This window comes from Noviherbaspirillum sp. Root189 (assembly GCF_001428545.1).
GTDB lineage: Bacteria > Pseudomonadota > Gammaproteobacteria > Burkholderiales > Burkholderiaceae_D > Noviherbaspirillum.
Genome location: NZ_LMHZ01000018.1, coordinates 64470 through 82532 on the forward strand (window position 1 = coordinate 64470; position 18063 = coordinate 82532).

Sequence of the window (18063 nt, forward strand, 5' to 3'; positions counted from 1 at the left end):
AATGACAGAAATTAATGAAAAGAGAGAATATCCTTATGCACCTAAGCCCGACCATGCAAAAGTACATCCTTCATTGGGGCGAAATGGGTACCCGATGGGGTGTCAACCGCACTGTCGCCCAGATCCATGCTTTACTTTTCCTTGCCAACCAGCCTTTGCCGGCTGAAGACATTGCGGAAACCCTTGGCGTGGCCCGATCGAATGTCAGCACCAGCCTCAAGGAATTACAGAGCTGGGGTCTGGTACGCATTAGCCACCTTGCCGGAGACCGGCGCGATCACTTTGTGGCGCTCCAGGACGTTTGGGAAATCTTCCGGGTCATCATGGAAGAACGTAAGCGCCGCGAAATTGACCCTACGCTGACCGTCCTGCGTGATTGCGCGATGAATGCCAACAACGATGTCGACCTGGAAGCAGCCACGCGCGCAAAGATGGAACAGGTACTCGCTTTCATGGAAATGCTCTCGGCTACTTACGAAGACTACAAACGACTGCCCCCTGCAACACTCAAGCGCTTGCTGAAAATGGGCGGAACAGTGGCCAGATTTCTTGGTACGGACGACAAGGACGGAAATTAATAAGATTCACATATTCAATCGCCCTTCTCCCTGGACAGGCAGGAAAGCTTGTAACCTGGCCCGATAGGGAAAGGGCGCATTCGATCACCTCAATCAGTTTGTCCCATGGGAGAAAGTTATGCCAGCGATTCATTTCGGCGATCGTCCTGAAACAGTTCTGGTCACCGGTGCCACCGGATTTATCGGCCAGTTGCTGGTGCCTGCACTGCTCGCGGACGGTCACCACGTATTTATCCTGAGCCGCGATCCGAAAAAAGCGGCGTGGATGTTCAATAACCAGGTGACTTGCATTGCCAGCATGGGCGAAGTGCCGGTTACGCAGGCCATCGATGTGATGATCAATCTGGCCGGTGCGCGTATCCTTGGCCGACGCTGGACCGCTGAGCGCAAGAAGGTGCTGCGCGGCAGTCGCATCGGGCTGACCCAGTCGCTGGTGAAATGGATCGCCGGGGCGCAACGGAAACCGCGTTTGCTGCTGTCCGCCTCGGCCATCGGCTACTACGGCATCCAACGCCGCGACGATCATTCCGCGTTGACGGAAAACAGTCCGCCGCAGCCGATTTTCATGTCAGATCTTTGTCGCGAGTGGGAAGCCGCTGCCGGAGAAGCCAGCCGTTACGGCGTGTCCGTGGCCTGCATGCGCTTTGGCCTCGTACTTGGACGCCAGGGTGCCCTGCCCATGATGATGCTACCGATCAGACTTGGCATCGGCGGGCCACTGGGCGGAGGACGTCAGTACTTATCATGGATCCATGTGCACGACCTGCTGCGCGCCATGGCACATCTATGGAAGAACAACCATGAAGGTGTCATGGCGTATAACTTCACGGCACCGGAAACGGTGACTCAGGCGGAATTCAGCCGGATTGCAGCAGGCATTGTGCGGCGCCCCTCTTTCATGCCAACACCGGGGCTTCCGATGCGCCTGGTGCTGGGCGAACAGGCAGACCTGTTACTGGAAGGACAACGTGTTGTACCGGAACGGTTAACCGCGGAAGGCTTCAGCTTTATCTACCCGGACCTTCACAAGGCATTGACCAGCCTTTATGGCGCCGAGCAGTCGCCTTCAAACGTCGGAGCATAAGGTGAACGAGCGCGGTCCGGTATCGGGAGAGCGGAAGAGCGGTCGCGGAGCTGCAGTTCCGCAGGCAAATCACCTCGGCTTCGCCTGGCCCAGTCAGGGCGAAAGCACTCTCATCTCGAATCCGCGCTATTTTTTGGAAAATTTCGCGGCCAGTTGCTGCAGCTTTTCTTCACGGCGGCGTTCCGCTTCTTCGGCCTCGCGTTGAGCCTTGCGCTGTTCCGCAATCTTCTTGTAGCGCTCACGCAGCATGGTCTTGGCGCGTTCGCGGTGTTCTTCGGTGACGTCGCCGGAGGCATTTCCTTGCAGGTCAAAACGGGCAGTGGCGCGCTCCATCGTCTTCAAGTAAGGCGTTGAATTGGTATGGATACCCAGCGCAATACGCAGCGCCTTGCGACCGATATCTGGGTGCGCGGCGATGATCTGCTTGTCGATTCCAATGGAAAGCGCCCGGTGTTCGCGGAACACGGCGTACTGCTCCTGTAGTGTCTTCAGAAGCTGGCGCGGCGAAGGCGCGGAATTTTCGGGGGTGGTGGTAACGTTCATTCAGGCTAAAAGGGAAAACGACGGTTCGAAGCTTAACATACCGCAGCACGTGCAATCGCTGTTACCTCAGCTTTGTGTCGTGCCGGCGTCAAAACATGTTCTTTCTGGCGTTGATCACGCTTCTTTAGTCCTGTCCGGCAGCACTCGAAAGCGGCGGCGCCACTTCCTCCAGCGGCTTGCGTTCTGCATCGATGGCAAACCGCAGGGCAAGCAAGCCTGCAATGATCACTAACGCTGCGCCGATGCCATAACCGACAGCCACCGCACCACGGCTGCCGCTCTCGATAAGCATCCCGAACAGCACCGGGGCGGCAAAACCTCCGGCGCCGGTGCCGACCGCGTAAAACACCGCAATGGCGACAGCGCGCATTTCAAGCGGGAAGACTTCGCTGACCGTCAGGTAAGCCGAGCTTGCGGCAGCCGACGCAAGGAAGAACACCGCGGACCAGCATAACGCCTGGCTGCGCGCATCGAGCCAGCCTTCCATGAAGGCCCACCCAGTCAATCCCAGGCCAACGCCTGAAAGGATGTAGGTCAATGCAATCATCCTGCGGCGCCCCACACGGTCGAACAGCGGCCCCAGGATAAGCGGCCCGAGCACGTTGCCCAGTGCGAAAGGAAAAATATACAGTGCCACCCGTCCTTCCGGCACCCCATGAAAACGCGTCAGCACCAGCGCATACGTGAAAAAGATCGCGTTATAAAAGAATGCCTGAGAAATCATCAGGGCAATGGCGACAATGCTGCGCCGCCTGTAGCGATGAACAAGGGTATGCGTCACTTTTGCAAAGGACGGCAGTACTCTCGAACCCAGCACGATTTCGGAAGTCACCGGCGAAAGCTTGCCGTGCTCTGCTTCCACCTCGGCTTCAATGCGGGCGATGATGTCACGCGCCTCGGCTTCCCGTCCATGGGCCAGCAGCCAGCGCGGACTCTCGGGCACGTTGCGCCTTACCAGCAAAATGGCGACTGCCAGCAGGCCGCCGACGACAAAGCCGGCACGCCATCCAAGTTGCGGGCCAAGCACACGCGGGTCGAGCAGCACCAGGCTGAGCCCCGCTCCGAGCGCGGCGCCGATCCAGAAGCTTCCATTGATGGCGAGATTAACGCGCCCTCGTACCCGTGCCGGGATCAGTTCGTCGATGGCGGAGTTGATCGCTGCGTATTCACCGCCGATACCCAAACCGGTCAGGAAGCGACACAGGGCAAAAAACGCAAAGTTGGGAGAAAACGCGGTAGCCAGCGTGGCAGCCATGTACACGGCCAGAGTGATCAGAAAAAGTTTTTTTCGCCCCCATTGATCGGTTAACCGACCGAACACCATTGCTCCGATGACGGCACCGCCGACGTATAGTGAGCCCGTCCAGCCGATCTGGGATGCCGTCAGCGCCAGGGTGTCCGATCTCTCCAGTACACTACCGATCGACCCGACCAGGGTGACTTCCAGACCATCAAGTATCCACGCGATCCCAAGCGCCGTCACCACGCGCCAATGCCAGCGCGACCAGGGAAGCCGGTCAAGACGAGGAGGAATATCGCTGCGTATTTCGGTCACGTGGCGCGTCTGGCGTGGGGATAGTTGTCGGATAGCTATGTTTAGCGTTGTTTACAGGGGAATAAACGCAGTCAGCCACAGCATATACGCGTACCCAAACCGCGACTTTGCCTTATCTTCAAATCTGGACAATTTGCTATCGAAATACCATGCAGCATTTATCTTCAGGTATAGAACAACTCATGCTGCCACGACCGTCAGCTTGCGTCTCTCTCCCTGACCGACACGACGCGGCATTGGCGCCTGGCATGGTGTGCGCCTGTGAAAATAGGCTTGAATTAGCGTGTAGACAAATTATCAAGCTCCCAAAGTCACACTACCCGCCAACCTCCCGGAACGGATCGAGCGCAAGATCGATCAGCCGGCGTTCACGCACCACCACCTCTGCGGTTGCAGTCATTCCATACCGCAAGGGATATCTGGACTCGCCGACCATGTAATGATCCTGTGTCAGCCTGACACGTCCTTCATAGACTGGCTGCTTGTTCGCCGAAGAGGGTTTGGTGGCGGGAGAAATATATTCCATGGTGCCGTTGATGATGCCATAGCGCTGATAGGGAAAGGCATTGAACTTCAGCTTGACGCTAAGGCCTTCGCGCAGAAAGGCACGGTCATGTTCGGCAATCTCGACCTTTAACACCGGACGCGCATTTTTGGGGGCAATCCCGCCGAGCGGCGCATTGGCCTGAATCTTGTCGCCGGACTGCGTGGACGTGACATCGGTGATGACGCCGTCGACCGGGGCGACAATCAACAGGAAGTTATCCTTGTCGATGTTTTCAAAGCGGATGCGGGCCGCGGCATCTGCCACCAGCCGCGCAGTCTGCACCTGCAAGCGTGTCTTGTCTTCGGCGCTGGCGATTTCGCGTAATGCGGCGTCGTATTGCAGCTGCAGTTTGGCGAGTTGGGTACTGCTGCCTTCGATCTGCGCGCTGGCTTCGCCGAATTCCTGGCTGAGGCGGAAATTGAGCTCCCCTATTTTCGCTTGTGCCACCCGCAAGGCATTTTCCGCCGCCATGAGAGTACTTTTCTTTTGTTCAACCTGCAGCTGTGACACGCCGCCTCCGCCAGGCATGGCAAACAGCCGGGCATATTTGTCGGCCTCTTCTTTCGCAATGTCACGTGCACGGCGTGCATTGTCGAGGTTGCTGCGCGCCTCCTGCAACTGTGAACGCTGGCCTTCGGCGAGCTTGCTGGTGCCTTCAGCCATGCGCTTTTCATGCAGGCGCTCTTCGATCTCGATCTGCTGCTTGAGCGTGGCTGCGCGCCGCTCCATCAAGACCTTGCGTTCGGGGAATTGTCTCCATTCGCGTTCGGCGTCTTCGAGTTTCAGCTGTGCTTCCAGTGCGTTGGTGGCCGCCTCGATGGCGCCGCGTGCGTTGAGTCGTGCCAGTACATCCCCTCTCGACACCGGCTGGCCTTCAGCGATATACAGATTTGCCAACTCCCCATCGACCGGCGCATAAATCCGCCGCACTTCGGAGTCCGGCACCAATGAACCCTGCGCCGTGACGATCACGTCCGCGTGGCCGACAAAGGACCATATCAGAGCAGTCACTACCAGCGCCAGCATGGTGATCACTGCGGCGCGGGCAAGCCGCGAGGGTTCGGAACTCAGGATCGCAATGCCTTCGGCGCTGTGGTCTTCCAGCGCTTCGGACAACGATTTCAACTGCAGGTCGTTTTTCATTTTTCCGCACCTCCCAGCAAGGCCAGCTTGGCCTTCAGCACACCGGGTTCGATGACGCGCTGCAGTTCCAGCATCGAGCGCCGCTGCAACTCCGCTTCGGCCTGTATCTCGGATTGGAGTTTTGCCCATTGGGGCGGATAGCCGGCCTTGAGATCCTGATAGATGCGCGCGCCCCGGTTAGCCTCTCCCGCTGCATCGGCAAGCAAACGGGCCTGCGCACGGAATTCATTGGACACGCCAGCTTCCAGACGCTGGGCGCCGGCTATCGCGCCATTGTCGCGGTAGCGCCGCCACGCCGTCTGCGCACGCGCCATCATGTCCTCTGCGCGCTTGATCGCCTTGTCTCTGACCGTACGGATGTCGCCGTCAATGCTGCGAATAAAATATGTATCTTCGTCGGCATCGAGCATGGCATAGAATCCGAGTAACTTGTCTTCATAACCCTTGCTGCCGCGTGCCTTTTGCAAGGCATCGAACTGTGCAATAACTTCTTTCTTATGCTGCAACTGCCTGGCTGCAACGTCCGACCATGGACCTTCCGGCAGTTTCTCCAGCGCCGCGAAAGCCTGCGCCGAATTACCGCCATTCCATGCCTGGGAAGCCCGGAGATACTGGCTGATCAGTGCGGCCGGAGGCAGGCGACCATCAGCCGACATCGCCTTTACACGGTCGATGAATGGCGGTGTCGAAAGACGCGTGTCCGACAACTTGCTCGCAAGCGGACCAAGACGCTGTGCACCCGCGAGATCCCGGATTTCGATATAGCGTCGCAGATCCTCGCGCAGGGTATCCATACCCGCCAGTCGCGGATACTTATCGGCATATTCGTTAAATATCTCGTTGAGCGATTGTGGCCGGTCCTGGTTCAGCTCTTCCACGATCGTCGCCTGCAGGCGATCGATTGCCGCGAGATATACCGCTTTGTCACTCTGCACCTTGCGCAGATGGCTCAGTGCAACCGCATACGGCTCGCGGAATTCAGGCACCATCTGCGCAACCCTGTCCAGCGCACGCTGGTGTCCGACCGCGTCCTCGTCCCACCATTTGAGCAAGGAGCGGATCTTGTTGTCATCGACATACAGGCGGATCGGTGCTTCCAGCCCACCTCTACCGACGACGAAGCGCTCCAGATTGCCAATCCATTGCAATTCGCCCAGCAGCGCCTGGACATCATTGTTGCGGCGCGAATTATCCCTGGCGGCAGCAATTATCGCGTCGGCCTGATCGTAGTTGCGCTTTTGCAGGGCTGCCAGCCAGTCGGGCACCATGGAACGCAGCAGTGCTTCGGTACCATAGGCCTTGATCGCGACGCTTTCCGGCTGACGTGTGAGGTACTCTTCCGACAAGCTAGCCGCGCGGGCGTATTCGCCGTCGGCAAGCAACTCTTTTATCTCACGTTCCGGCGCGCCGCTAAGATGAATGCCAAGCACGACCACGACCAGCATCGCGATCCCGGCGGCACTCAGCAAGAGAGTGCGCCTGAGTTGGCCAGGTCGATCCGAAGCAAACACATCCTTCACTGCCGATGCCAGTGCCGCATGCTTGCCCTTGACGCGCGGACTGGTGCCGTCGTTGGTCGCTTCGGGCTTTTGTCCCTGCGCGTCCTGGTTGATCTCGTCGGGCTGCGGCGCCGGATCCACGCAAAAAATATTGAGGAAGGAGTCTGCTGCGGCAATGAAGGTCGTCTTGTCAGCATTGCTTCCAGCGCTCGCACTCCCAGCCGGATGTGCACTTGCAGCCGCACCGGCATGGTGGCCGGTATTCGCGTTTGCAATATCGACCCCACGCGCCGCCGCGGCCGGGGGAAGCTTCGCAAACGTGGTCACCGTGGGGTCAGCCTCAGGTTGCTCCTCCTCGAACCCGACCTTGTACACAAAGTGATGCCCGCCAAACGCAAGCGTATCGCCACGCTGCAGGCGCGCCGCATGTTCGTCGAGCCGTATCCCATTGAGGAAGGTGCCGTTGGTACTGCCGAGATCTTCGACGTAGGGTTCACCGCTCTTCTGGAAAATGTGCGCGTGGCGACGTGACAAGTAATTGACCTGTTGCGGCTGTTCCGTCTTATAGCGCGCAAACGCCGCGTCGGCTTTGCTGATCAGAAAAGGAAAGTGGGTAACGACAATCGGCTGCAGGCCGGCGTCGGCACGTTCCGGTTCCAGCGTCAGGCTTGCAAGCCGCCTGCCACGGTTCCCCGAATGCGCCCGCTCGCCCAATTCCACGCGAAATGGCAGCGCGCCGCCAAAGCAGACGGTATCGCCATCCTGCAGCCTGCGCGTCTTTTGCCGGATATCCTCGCCATTCACCGTGGTGCCGTTCTTGCTGCCAAGGTCGGCGATATACACAGCGCCGTACTCACAAAAGATGCGCGCATGGCGGCGTGACAAGTCGACGGCCAGCTCCTGGGGATACGTGTCGAATGGCGGCTCCGTCCGTCCTATCGGAAACAGGCTGTCGGTGATATGGATTGCGGCCAGTTCCGGATGGGAAACAGGCTTGAGAGAAATAACCACCTCTTCCCCACTTGGGGAACTCACGTTAACACCTGGTGAGTCTTCATGCAACGTTTGTCGAGACAGCATGTAGTTCTCGTTTCCTTGGTAGAAAAGCCTGGAAGCACAACTAAGTCATATTCGTATGTCCTGCTACCGTCTATGCCGCCTGTGACACCTGTGACACCTGTGCCGAATGAACCTACTGGCGAGCATTGCGCACTTCCACCGGCGGCCACCCTCCGCCCAGTGCCTTATACAAGGTCACCGTTTCCGATAAAATCAGCTGATGATTGGCAAGTAAAGCGAGCTGTGCTCCCAGCAGCGAACGCTGGGTTTCGAAGACTTCCAGCTGTGAGACGACACCTTCCCGCAGTTGCCCTTCGATCTGCGTGGCGACGACAGACAGGTTGTCCGCCTGCTGCTGCAGTTCATCATGCTGCTTCTTGTGCGAATCCAGATTGACCAAGGCGTTTTCGACTTCTTCATAGGCGTTGATCACAGACCTTCTGTACTCTTCTTCTGCCACCTTGATTTCCGCTTCGCTGGTTCTTACACGTGCCTTGACGCCGGGGTCGAGCAACGGGATGTTAATGCTCGGTAAAAAACTGAACGTAAATGCCTTCAGCAGATCACCGATCCCAAGCGCGGACGATCCCGCTCGTCCGGTCATGCTTACTGACGGCAGTTGCGCCAGCTTCGCCTGGCCAATCAGGTTGTGCGCAGCCAGCACACGATACTCGGCGGCCACGATATCGGGCCGCCGCTTGAGCAATTCCAGCGGCAAGCCATTGGGGACCTCAGGCAAACTGATCCGTTGCTGCAGCTCACCGGTCGGTACACGAAAATCGCCGGCGGGTATGCCGAGCAGTGTCGACAGCGCATTGCCTGCAAGGTCGCGAGAACGGTTGAGGTCCAGCAGATCCCTGCTGAGCCGGTTGACTTCCGCACGCTGCTGCAAGACCCTTGTGTTGGGCAGCAAGCCGTTCTTGTGCATCGAATCGTAGATACCGAGTATCTGCCGATTCTTGTCCAGCGCCGTGCGCTGACGGGCAATCTGTTCATCAAACTGTAGAATCTGGAAATACGACGTTGACACGCCGGCAAGCAGATTGAGGTAACCGGCACGCCAGTCCGCTTCGGTTGCCTGGAACTCGGCTTCCTGTGCTTGCGCGCCTTTCTCGACCTTGCCCCAGATGTCGAGCTCCCAGTTCACCTGGGTGCCCAGGTTGAACGATTTGCTCAGTTTTTGTCCCGTACTCTTTTCAAAGCTGGCCCCCGCTCCCGCATCGAGGCTGGGCAAGGCACCGGCACGCGCTTCGCCGATCTGCGCGTTGGCGACACGGGTACGTGCAGCCAGGATTTTGATATCGATATTGCCTTCGACGGCACGCTTCACCAGACCATCCAGATAAGGGTCGCGAAATTCCCGCCACCAGTCGGGACGTATTGTCTCGGTGGCGGAAACCGGCGTCTTTTGCGACCATGCCTGCTTGATGGGGGCATCAGGCTGCTTGTAATCGGTCAGTTTGACATCGGCACATCCACCCAGAAACACAGTGCAGGCACCAAGCATGACCGCCGAGCGCACACTTGATGCACGTTGGGCAAGATGCGAAAGTGCTCGCACCCCGATTATGGCGGCGGAGGAATCGGTCGCTACGCGTTCAAAAAAAGTACGATTCATTTTCAAGGCTAAACGTTATTGAAATTGCATGCTGACATGACTGATGTCGATGTAATGCTCATGGAGACAGCCACACCTTTGATTCGACGAACACGTTGAATACCCGTGCATCCAGTTTTCCTGCGCGGCACTCCTTGTCGATCAGGTCCAGCGCATGCTCCGCAGGCAAAGCTTTCTTGTAGGGCCGGTCACCGGCGGTCAGCGCATCATAGATATCGCAAATGGTCAGGATGCGGGTCTGGTAACTGATCTCGTTACCTTGCAAGCCCATCGGGTACCCGGAACCGTCAAGCTTTTCGTGATGTCCATGCGCAATCGTCGGCACGCTCGCCAGATCCCGGGTCCACGGAATCAGCACCAGGAAGGAATACGAATCGGCCACATGCGACTCGATCTGCCTGCGCTCGTCCGGGGTCAGGCAGCCACGTGAGACACTCAATGCGGATAACTCCAGGTCTTCCAGCAACGGCATCTCGGCATCATCGGCGTCGCGGTACATATATTGGGTGATTTCATGCAGTCCGCTCATCCCATCGGCATGCGATATGGTCGGCTCGTTTGCCTGCCTGATCGCCTCCATGAACTGCTTCAGACGAGTGCATTCTTCGCACAGGGTCGTCTCGATTTTCTGCTTCTCAAACCGGAACGCAGCCATGCTTAGTTCATGCTGCGCATGTGTCTCGGCGAGCTTGCGATAAGCCTGTCGTTCAAGGCAGACCTGCGCATGCTTGAAACGATGTTCCAGCATGCGCATTTCGGCATGATGAAGCTTCTTTTCCTTGCGCAGGACATGTTCACGAACACCCACCTTACCGAAATCGTGCAACAAGGCGGCGTACCGAATTTCACGCAACTGGTCCTTGCTGAATTTCACGCGGCGCAGGTCGGCCCGGTCGGTATGGTCCACCGCCATAGCCAGTCCTTCCGCATAATTGGCAACGCGGAAAGAATGTCCGGCGGTTGCAGGATCGCGCTCTTCGATCGCCTGCACGGAAGCGCGCACGAAACCGTCGAGCAGACGTTCAATGTCCGAATACAACTGAAAATTCTTCAACGCAACCGCAGTCTCGGCACAGACGCCGGTGAGCACTTCGAGATCGGCCTCCTTGAAAGCATAGGGGTTCGACGAGGCGTCGACCTGGATCAGGCCGAGACATTCGCCTTCCATCAGCAATGGCACGCACATCACACTGCGAATCGCCTGGTCGACAATCGACTCCTGCACGCCGAAGTGACGATCCGACAAGGTATCCACCGACAGGATCGACTGCTTGTTGTTGACCACTTCGTCGACGATCGTATGCGACATACGCACATGCGCAAGATCTTCGACAGTGCCGTCGCGACGGCGCGCGGCGACCGGCGTCGGCGCTTCACCCGGACTCTTCTTCAGCAGGACGAATGCGCGGTCAGCAAGCGGAAACAACTCAAATATGAAGTTCATGATCTTTTCAGTCAGCGTGGCGCGATCGGTGACCGCACCCAAGGCAATGCCGACTTGCGCCATCGCGTGCAGTTTTCGTACCGTCTGTTGCACGTCACTGCTATCAAGGTCCGTGCCAGCTTCAAAACCCTTTGCATAGATGGTCGCGTCGACCGACTTGGTGATGATCGTCGGCTGGCTATCGGCCGCCGGTTCCATCAGTGAATGAAAGACGATTTGTGCGGATGACACCGTGAGTTCATCGCCATCACGCAACGGGTGCCAGTCGCCGGGCTCGAGTCGCGTACCGAGAACGAAGGTGCCGTTGAAGGAGTGCAGGTCTTCGACAAAGAAGGTGCTTCCCTTGCGCCGGATGCGCGCATGCCTGCGGCTGATGGTGTGCTCGGGAATGCAGAGAAAACGGTCGGTACCCAAGGAATCCTGCGGCTCGCGGCCGATGACCACCTCGTCGTGCAGCGGAAAAAGTGTCGGATTGGCAGCGCCGTCGTTGATCACTTCAAGGTAGGCCATCACGGTTCCGCCCGCCTGGTTTGCCTTGCCTGCATGTTCCATTGCTGTATCCCTTCCCGGCGCATTGTGCCGAGTTGCGTCGTCGTGATTACAGTATGGTCACCGTTGGCAAAATTGCCAGTTCGCCGAGCGAAGGACTGCCGGATCGCTGTCGACACAGACGGCGCGATCCGTCCTGCAAACTTGCATCAACCCGTTTTTTATTTTTTCTACCTGACCGTTATCGTAATTTTTTTCGACACGACTGGTGGGTTGTGTACGACATGTTTGTCGTCACCCATCACTAGCTGCAGCGTGTGGCGTCCGGGCGGAAGTTCAACCATGGTTTCGGTTTCGCCGGCACCGAAGTGCAAGTGATTGCGATCTGATGGAATTTCCTGACCGGCGGGCGGCGGGTCGGTGTCGATCAGCAAATGATGGTGCCCGGTATTCGGGAAGATGACTCCTTTGGGTGCGACCCCCATATTGCGCAGTCCGAACCACACGCGAAAGGGTTTGCCAGCGGAGACCACTTCGCCATTGTTCGGCCAGCCTATATATAAGTACGGCTTGGCTGGACCGTTGCCATCCGCCGCAAAGGCCATGCCCGAGAGCAAGCTGAAGACAATGGCGATCGCACTCAAGAGCCTATCCATATCGTTGCTCCTTATTGCATGGTTATCGGCATATTCTCGTCGCACGCGCAACGTCATCGCTGGCGTGCAGGGCTTGCAAAACCATCAGCGCACGATGACTGTGATTTTTTTGGACACTACCTGCGGTTCGTGAGGAACATGATCCTTGTCGCCCAGCACAAGCTGAAGCGTATGTTTTCCTGGCGGCAGTTCAACACGCGCTTCGGTTTCACCGGCGCCAAAGTGGAGATGATTCCGGTCCGAGGGGATAGGCTCGCCGGCCGGCAGAGGTTCGCCGTCGACGATCAGGTGATGATGACCTACGTTGGGAAGATCGACGCCTTTTGGCGCGACGCCCATGTTGCGCAAGCCCATGCGCACCCAGAATTTGCCGCCATGGATCACCGTCCCATCGGTCGGCCAGATGAAATATACCTGGGCGTTGTCCGGCGCGGTATTTGGGGTCGCGGCGAGCGGTACAAGCGGTACGTTAAGCATGCAGGAGATAGCAACGATGGCAACAATGGCGAACTTTTGCATGCTGGACCTCACCCCGAAAAATGTCTCGCGCGCAAACATACGCGAGTCTGCATGAAAGCACTCTCTCGACTCTCTCGAAACTAACCACGTCCGGGTTGCACCAGCGTCTGTTGTTTTCCACCAGCGCTTTATTGAATGTCACGTACAGGGTAGAACAGAAATTCACGAAAACATTGCAGAAAGCGTCGTCGGTTTGATATTAGACAGAATTGGACTTGCCGGACAGTTCAAAGATAAATACGCAGCCAGTTCGATCCGCGCGGACAGGTATCGATCGCGCTTGATTGTGTCGTTGCCTGATCTAAGCTTCGATCATCGGATATCGGCCTTCGACGGCGATTCCGATGGATTCCGAACTCCCTCAGCCCTAGGAACGATCGTGTGGCGAAAACTCTTCATCGTTTCCGTATTGGTGGCCATGGTCTGCGGCAGCGCAGTCGGCGCACAATTGCCGCGCCACATTGCTTCAGACGACGGCCGCTTGCCGGACAACGTGGCCCTGGTGATTGGCAATGGCGCATATCCCACGCATTCCCTTCCCAATGCCGGTAATGACGCACGCGCCGTAGCGGCGCAACTCACGACGCTGGGCTACGACGTCATCCTATATGAAGATCTGGACCGAGCCGGCCTGCAGCGCGCGCTCGATCAGTTCAAGGATCGCCTGATACATGCCGATGTCGGCCTGTTTTATTTTTCCGGACATGGCGTACGGGTGGGTCCGACTACCTATCTTTTGCCTTTGGATGCCGATAGCAATTCCTTGTACGGCATGCAGTCGCGCACGCTCAATCTGGACTCCATTCTCGCCAGCATGCGCTCAGCGCGTCCGGACAAGCCCAATATTGTCATGTTGGACACCTGCTTGAACGATCCCTTTAAAGGTCTCGGTATTGTTCGGCCCGACGATCCGAGAGCCACCGTTTTTAAGCAGGACAGCAGTCAAACGCTGGTTGCCTACGCAACGTCGCCAGGGGCGTTTGCGGCTGATGGCATTAGCCATGGGGTCTTCACCTCTCAACTGCTGCACGCCATGCGGCAACCAGACGCGGACGTACAGACGGTGTTACGGCAAGTGCAAGCGTCAGTCGCGAAATTAACTGCGCAGCGGCAAGTACCGGTTATAGAAGCAAGTCTTGCACAACCGATCACCCTACGCGGAACTAGTCCTTCCGCCGAGGTGGCCATGCAGAGTACGCAAGCCATGCCGATGGATAACGAGCAGATCGTCGCATGGCAAAGCCGGGGAGTACTGCCTAAGGACAGCGCCGAACAGTATGAACTGACCTTTTGGGAATCGATCAAGGACAGCACGCATGCCAGCGACTATGAAGCCTATTTGCAAAGCTATCCAAATGGGCGCTTCGCATCGCTTGCACGTGCACGCATGGAGCGGCTGCGCGCTGCTGCACCGAAAGCCGATACGCCTGCGGACAAACCGCCGCCAGCGGTCAGGTCGGCGCCTGAACGGCCCCGCGCACCGGCAGCCAAGGCACAGGAACAGCCACGTCCCGAGCCACCAAAAAAGGCTGAGCCTGAAACCGCTGCGACGCCCAAACCACCCGAACCACGTCCGGCGGAAAAGCCGGCAGCGCCCGCTCAGGCGGGAAGCGAAATCCGCGACTGTCCAACCTGTCCGGTGCTGGTTTCGGTGCGTGCCGGCGGCTTCACCATGGGCAGCGCGGCGGACGATCCGTCAGAGCGTCCCCCGCATCGCGTGACAATCAATACCCCGTTTGCCATTGGAAAGTATGAGGTGACAGTTGAACAATGGGATGCCTGTGTCGCCGCAGGTGCCTGCCCGCGCATTACCGCGGGAGAGGGTCGCCAGAAAAAATCACCAGCGCGCGACATCAGCTGGGACGATGCACAACTCTATGTGAAATGGCTGAGCAGCGTGAGTGGCAAGACTTATCGACTGCCGAGCGAGGCGGAATGGGAATATGCCGTCCGCGGTGGTACCAGTACACGATTCTGGTGGGGCGACCAGATGCGACCCGGCAATGCCAACTGCAAGGACTGCGGAGATCCCTGGCAAAAAGACGCACCATCCGATGTCGGATCCTTCGCCCCCAATCCTTATGGCCTGCACGACATGAACGGCAGCGTGTGGGAATGGGTCAGCGATTGCTGGCATAACACCTATAAGGGCGCGCCCGCCGACGCACGCTCATGGGATGAGCCCAATTGCCGGGTACGCGTCATCCGCGGCGGATCATGGCGAGAAGGCGCTACTTACATGCCTTCGTCTACCCGTTTTAAATATGATGCGAGCGTACGCCATTCGCAGAATGGTTTCCGCGTAGTGCGTGAACTAAACTGAGTTCTGATTTCTGGTTTTCTTAGAGCGGATTTCATCGTGGTGTACGGAGAATCGGGTCGACCTGGCGTGCAGGACAAGGCGCGCGAAGTGCCGTGTGGCGGGCCACACAAGCGACAAACAGGACACACGATGAAATCCGCTCTAAGGTTTACGGGCCTTGGTCGTGATCTGCACGAAGTCCACCGCGACCTTTTCTTTTCCATGTTTGGCAGCGATCTGCTTGAGCTGCTTTTCCAGGGCCTTCAGATAGTCCGCGCGTGTTTTGTATTCCGGCGGCTTGCCGTCAAACAGCGGCACCGGCGTTACCAGCAACACAATAAATTCCTTGCCGAAGGGTTTCGACACGATCCAGTTTTCAATACTGCCGATCGACGCCCTGTAATTCGGCGGTGCCTGATTGGCCTTGGAACGCCTGCTTGGTAACAAATGGGCGACGCTGCCGTCGAGCGCGTAGTAGTCGACATAGACATAGGAGTCGAACGCCGGCGTCTTGATATCAATGACGAGCGGATCGCCTTCGGTCAGTTCGGCATTGCGCGCGCGCGTCTGCACCATGGCCGCACGGCCTGCTTCCTGATTTTTTTGCCAATATGGCGCCAACGTCTCGATCACCGCGCATTTTTCTTCACTGACCTGCACCGCCGTCAGGTTGAGTGTGGTGACGCCGGGCACCGCGGCAAGTTTATTCTTGAGCCGCGTGAGCGCAGCGCCGTCTGCGATATAACCCTGCACTTCCAGCGTATGGTCGCGTGCCGCCGAGACCATTGCTACACACGATTCGGCTGCGATAAGGGGCGCCACCGCAGTAAGCCTGATCGGCGGCAGCGGCTGCGGCTTTTCAGGCGCTTTCGTTTGCGCAACTGGTGGGACTGATGGTGCTGGCACGGCCGGTGTCCCAGATGAGGTGGGTGAGGCGGGCGCCTCCGCGCGCCGAGGGCTATCGGCTTTGTGCGAACGCCAGTAGTAGCCCACCCCCGTCGCTGTCAACGCTGCGACCACAAAGGTCGATGTCACCAGCGCCAGGTAGGTTGTGGTTCCGCGATGTTCGCCAATGGCGTCCAGAAACTCCGCGACGCTGGCGGTACGCGTCTCCCGCCGGAAGGACAAGGCGGCCTTCAAAGCCTGCCATTGTCTAAAGCCGATGCCTTTCGGCCGCATCGGTTTCATGCCGGCATTTCTTGCCTGTGTCGCAGCGACGCGGTCAAATGGATGTTTTCCTGTCAGCAGTTCATAGGCAATGCAGGCCAGCGCATAGATATCGTCGCGCGGGTCCGGCTCCTTCCGTTCAAGCATTTCGGCACTCGCATAAGCCGGGGTCAGCCCGCCAAGACTGCCTGGGTCGAAGACCGTCACGTCGGCATCGTCTTCCGGTTTATGGAAGACCCGTGAAATGCCAAAGTCGATGACTTTTACCTCACCCTTTTCGGTCAAAAAGACGTTGGCCGGTTTCAGGTCGCAATGCACGAAGCCGCGCTCATGGGCATATGCCAGTGCTTTGCCCATGCCATTAGCGATGCGCCAGACTTCAGCCGCAGGCAAACCTTTGAAATCCGGTGCACGCAGGATCCGGCTGAGCGGCTTGCCCGACAGCAGCTCCATCGTGAGATACACCGTGGATCCGTCGCGATCAAAATCGTAGACGGTAACAATATTGGGATGCGCAAGCGCTTGCGCCTTCTTGGCCTCTCGCTGCAGGGTAATAAGCGATTTGGGATGCCCGCGGAACTGGACGTTCAAGACCTTGATCGCGATGTAAGGCTTGCGGTCCGAAGCTTCAAGTTTACGCAGGTCGAGCGCCTTGTAGACGGTGCCCATACCGCCGAAACCAATGCATTCCTCCAGGACAAATCGACCGTTCAGCGTGTCGCCCGCGCCTTTCATACGATTGGAATCTTGACCCGGCTTGTCCTTTTCTTTTTCATTTGTCTCGCCTTGCCGCATAGGCGGCATGTCTCCCGGGCGGGTCTGCACATGCGTTTCTTCGCCGCCGTGCTGGTTCGACTCCATCAGGTGTTCGACACGGCGCCGCAATTCCACGTACACATCAGGCGGTAATTCAATACGAGTGTTTTCCTCGCTCAGCAAATCGACAAGACGAGCGGAATTCGCCTTGTCGGCAGCAAGGACGCGGTCGACCTGTGCGAGAAATTCCTTATGCGACAGGCCGCCGCTTTGAAAGGTACGTATTGCGTGCGCAAGAGTGGCCATAGGTGCTCACACTAAGTGCCTTCGGCGATGCCATTCCATATCCGTGGTGCATGGGCAGGCCTCGTTCTTACAGCGCCTCGATCCCCTGGGACCGACTGTTGTGCAGGCCGGGCTTTCATCCCGGCTTTGAACTGCCATGCTGGACGCTGTGCAATCCGTTCTTTATTGGCGGTCGGAAAACACGACGGTGGACGCCTATAACAGAAATGGATATGGACCCATCCATAAGCAAACATCATGCGCTCCACGATTCTCGCGTTGTTGAGCTTCAGCAGATCCTTTCCGCGCTACTTTACAAGGCATGTCGTGCGCAGGGCAGTCGATGCTGCGTAGCTCAGACATTAGACAAGATACACCAACGCTGTCCTCGATTCGAGCGCATTCACTAAGCGTGTATTAAATATGTCCAAGGAAGTGTTGTGGAGAATCGAACACTGCTTGATGATGTGTTGGATCGTCCCGATCATGCCAGTGTGCCGTGGAAGTCCCCTCCGCTCCATCACCACCCCCGCCTCTTCACAAATCCCTATACACATCAAGCACTTAGCCCACCCTACAGGCACCATCGCACGCGCTGGCACACTCCCTGCTGTATGTCCTGCGTGTACGACAAAACGTTCGACACCAACTCAACTACCCAAAGCCTGACCACTTTTTATTTACCGACTTCACTCACTTAGGAGCACTACCATGACATCCCTCATCATCACCGACCTGGCCGTTACCGAACAACTCGACGCCCGTTCCATGTCTGCCGTGCGCGGCGGTACCTACGGCGGCTGCTATGTGCCTGCTCCA

General features: G+C 57.7%; 11 protein-coding genes and 2 pseudogenes. 4 read left to right on the plus strand and 9 right to left on the minus strand.

The genetic code is table 11. The annotated features are described in order from the left end of the window. The first annotated feature begins 35 nt into the window (after positions 1-35). Both ASE07_RS12930 and ASE07_RS12935 read left to right on the plus strand, forming a co-directional pair. Positions 36-578, plus strand: a complete 543-nt coding sequence (locus tag ASE07_RS12930; RefSeq protein ID WP_057291248.1) for a GbsR/MarR family transcriptional regulator — start codon at positions 36-38, stop codon at positions 576-578. A 118-nt stretch (positions 579-696) separates the two neighbouring features. Next, positions 697-1662, plus strand: a complete 966-nt coding sequence (locus ASE07_RS12935; protein ID WP_057291249.1) for a TIGR01777 family oxidoreductase — start codon at positions 697-699, stop codon at positions 1660-1662. A gap of 126 nt (positions 1663-1788) precedes the next feature. Here the strand turns inward: ASE07_RS12935 and ASE07_RS12940 are convergent, their stop codons facing one another. The 8 genes from ASE07_RS12940 to ASE07_RS12975 all read right to left on the minus strand — a co-directional run bounded on the left by ASE07_RS12940 (position 1789) and on the right by ASE07_RS12975 (position 12692). Further along, positions 1789-2205: a ProQ/FINO family protein gene (locus tag ASE07_RS12940; protein WP_057291250.1), complete on the minus strand. Its 417-nt coding sequence runs from the start codon at positions 2203-2205 to the stop codon at positions 1789-1791. 124 nt (positions 2206-2329) lie between these two features. Beyond that, positions 2330-3760 carry an MFS transporter gene (locus ASE07_RS12945; protein ID WP_057291251.1) on the minus strand — a complete coding sequence of 477 codons (1431 nt, stop codon included), beginning with the start codon at positions 3758-3760 and terminating at the stop codon, positions 2330-2332. 316 nt (positions 3761-4076) lie between these two features. Next, entirely contained in the window at positions 4077-5450 is a 1374-nt protein-coding gene (locus ASE07_RS12950) for an HlyD family efflux transporter periplasmic adaptor subunit (RefSeq protein WP_057291252.1), read from the minus strand. Next, positions 5447-7984 carry an FHA domain-containing protein gene (locus ASE07_RS12955; RefSeq protein WP_235548454.1) on the minus strand — a complete coding sequence of 846 codons (2538 nt, stop codon included), beginning with the start codon at positions 7982-7984 and terminating at the stop codon, positions 5447-5449. Before ASE07_RS12955 ends, ASE07_RS12950 begins: the two co-directional genes overlap by 4 nt. 157 nt (positions 7985-8141) lie before the next feature. Continuing rightward, the gene (locus ASE07_RS12960) at positions 8142-9515 is read right to left on the minus strand and encodes an efflux transporter outer membrane subunit (protein ID WP_057291262.1); all 1374 of its coding nucleotides are present in this window, start codon (positions 9513-9515) and stop codon (positions 8142-8144) included. A 169-nt stretch (positions 9516-9684) separates the two neighbouring features. Further along, the gene (locus ASE07_RS12965; RefSeq protein ID WP_057291254.1) at positions 9685-11622 is read right to left on the minus strand and encodes an HD domain-containing phosphohydrolase; all 1938 of its coding nucleotides are present in this window, start codon (positions 11620-11622) and stop codon (positions 9685-9687) included. Between the two features lie 167 nt (positions 11623-11789). Beyond that, positions 11790-12164: a DUF4399 domain-containing protein gene (locus ASE07_RS12970; protein ID WP_442946068.1), complete on the minus strand. Its 375-nt coding sequence runs from the start codon at positions 12162-12164 to the stop codon at positions 11790-11792. Between the two features lie 135 nt (positions 12165-12299). Then, complete coding sequence (locus tag ASE07_RS12975; protein WP_235548457.1) at positions 12300-12692, minus strand: DUF4399 domain-containing protein; 393 nt, start codon at positions 12690-12692, stop codon at positions 12300-12302. Between the two features lie 460 nt (positions 12693-13152). Between ASE07_RS12975 and ASE07_RS30665 the strand changes: the two are divergent. Then, positions 13153-13866 (plus strand): annotated as a pseudogene (locus tag ASE07_RS30665) (caspase family protein); the annotation flags it as partial. A gap of 513 nt (positions 13867-14379) precedes the next feature. Next, positions 14380-15057: pseudogene (locus ASE07_RS30670) on the plus strand (formylglycine-generating enzyme family protein); the annotation flags it as partial. A gap of 141 nt (positions 15058-15198) precedes the next feature. Here the strand turns inward: ASE07_RS30670 and ASE07_RS12985 are convergent. Then, on the minus strand, positions 15199-17265 hold the full coding sequence (locus ASE07_RS12985) for a serine/threonine protein kinase (protein ID WP_057291257.1): 2067 nt from the start codon (positions 17263-17265) through the stop codon (positions 15199-15201). Between the last annotated feature and the right edge of the window lie 798 nt (positions 17266-18063).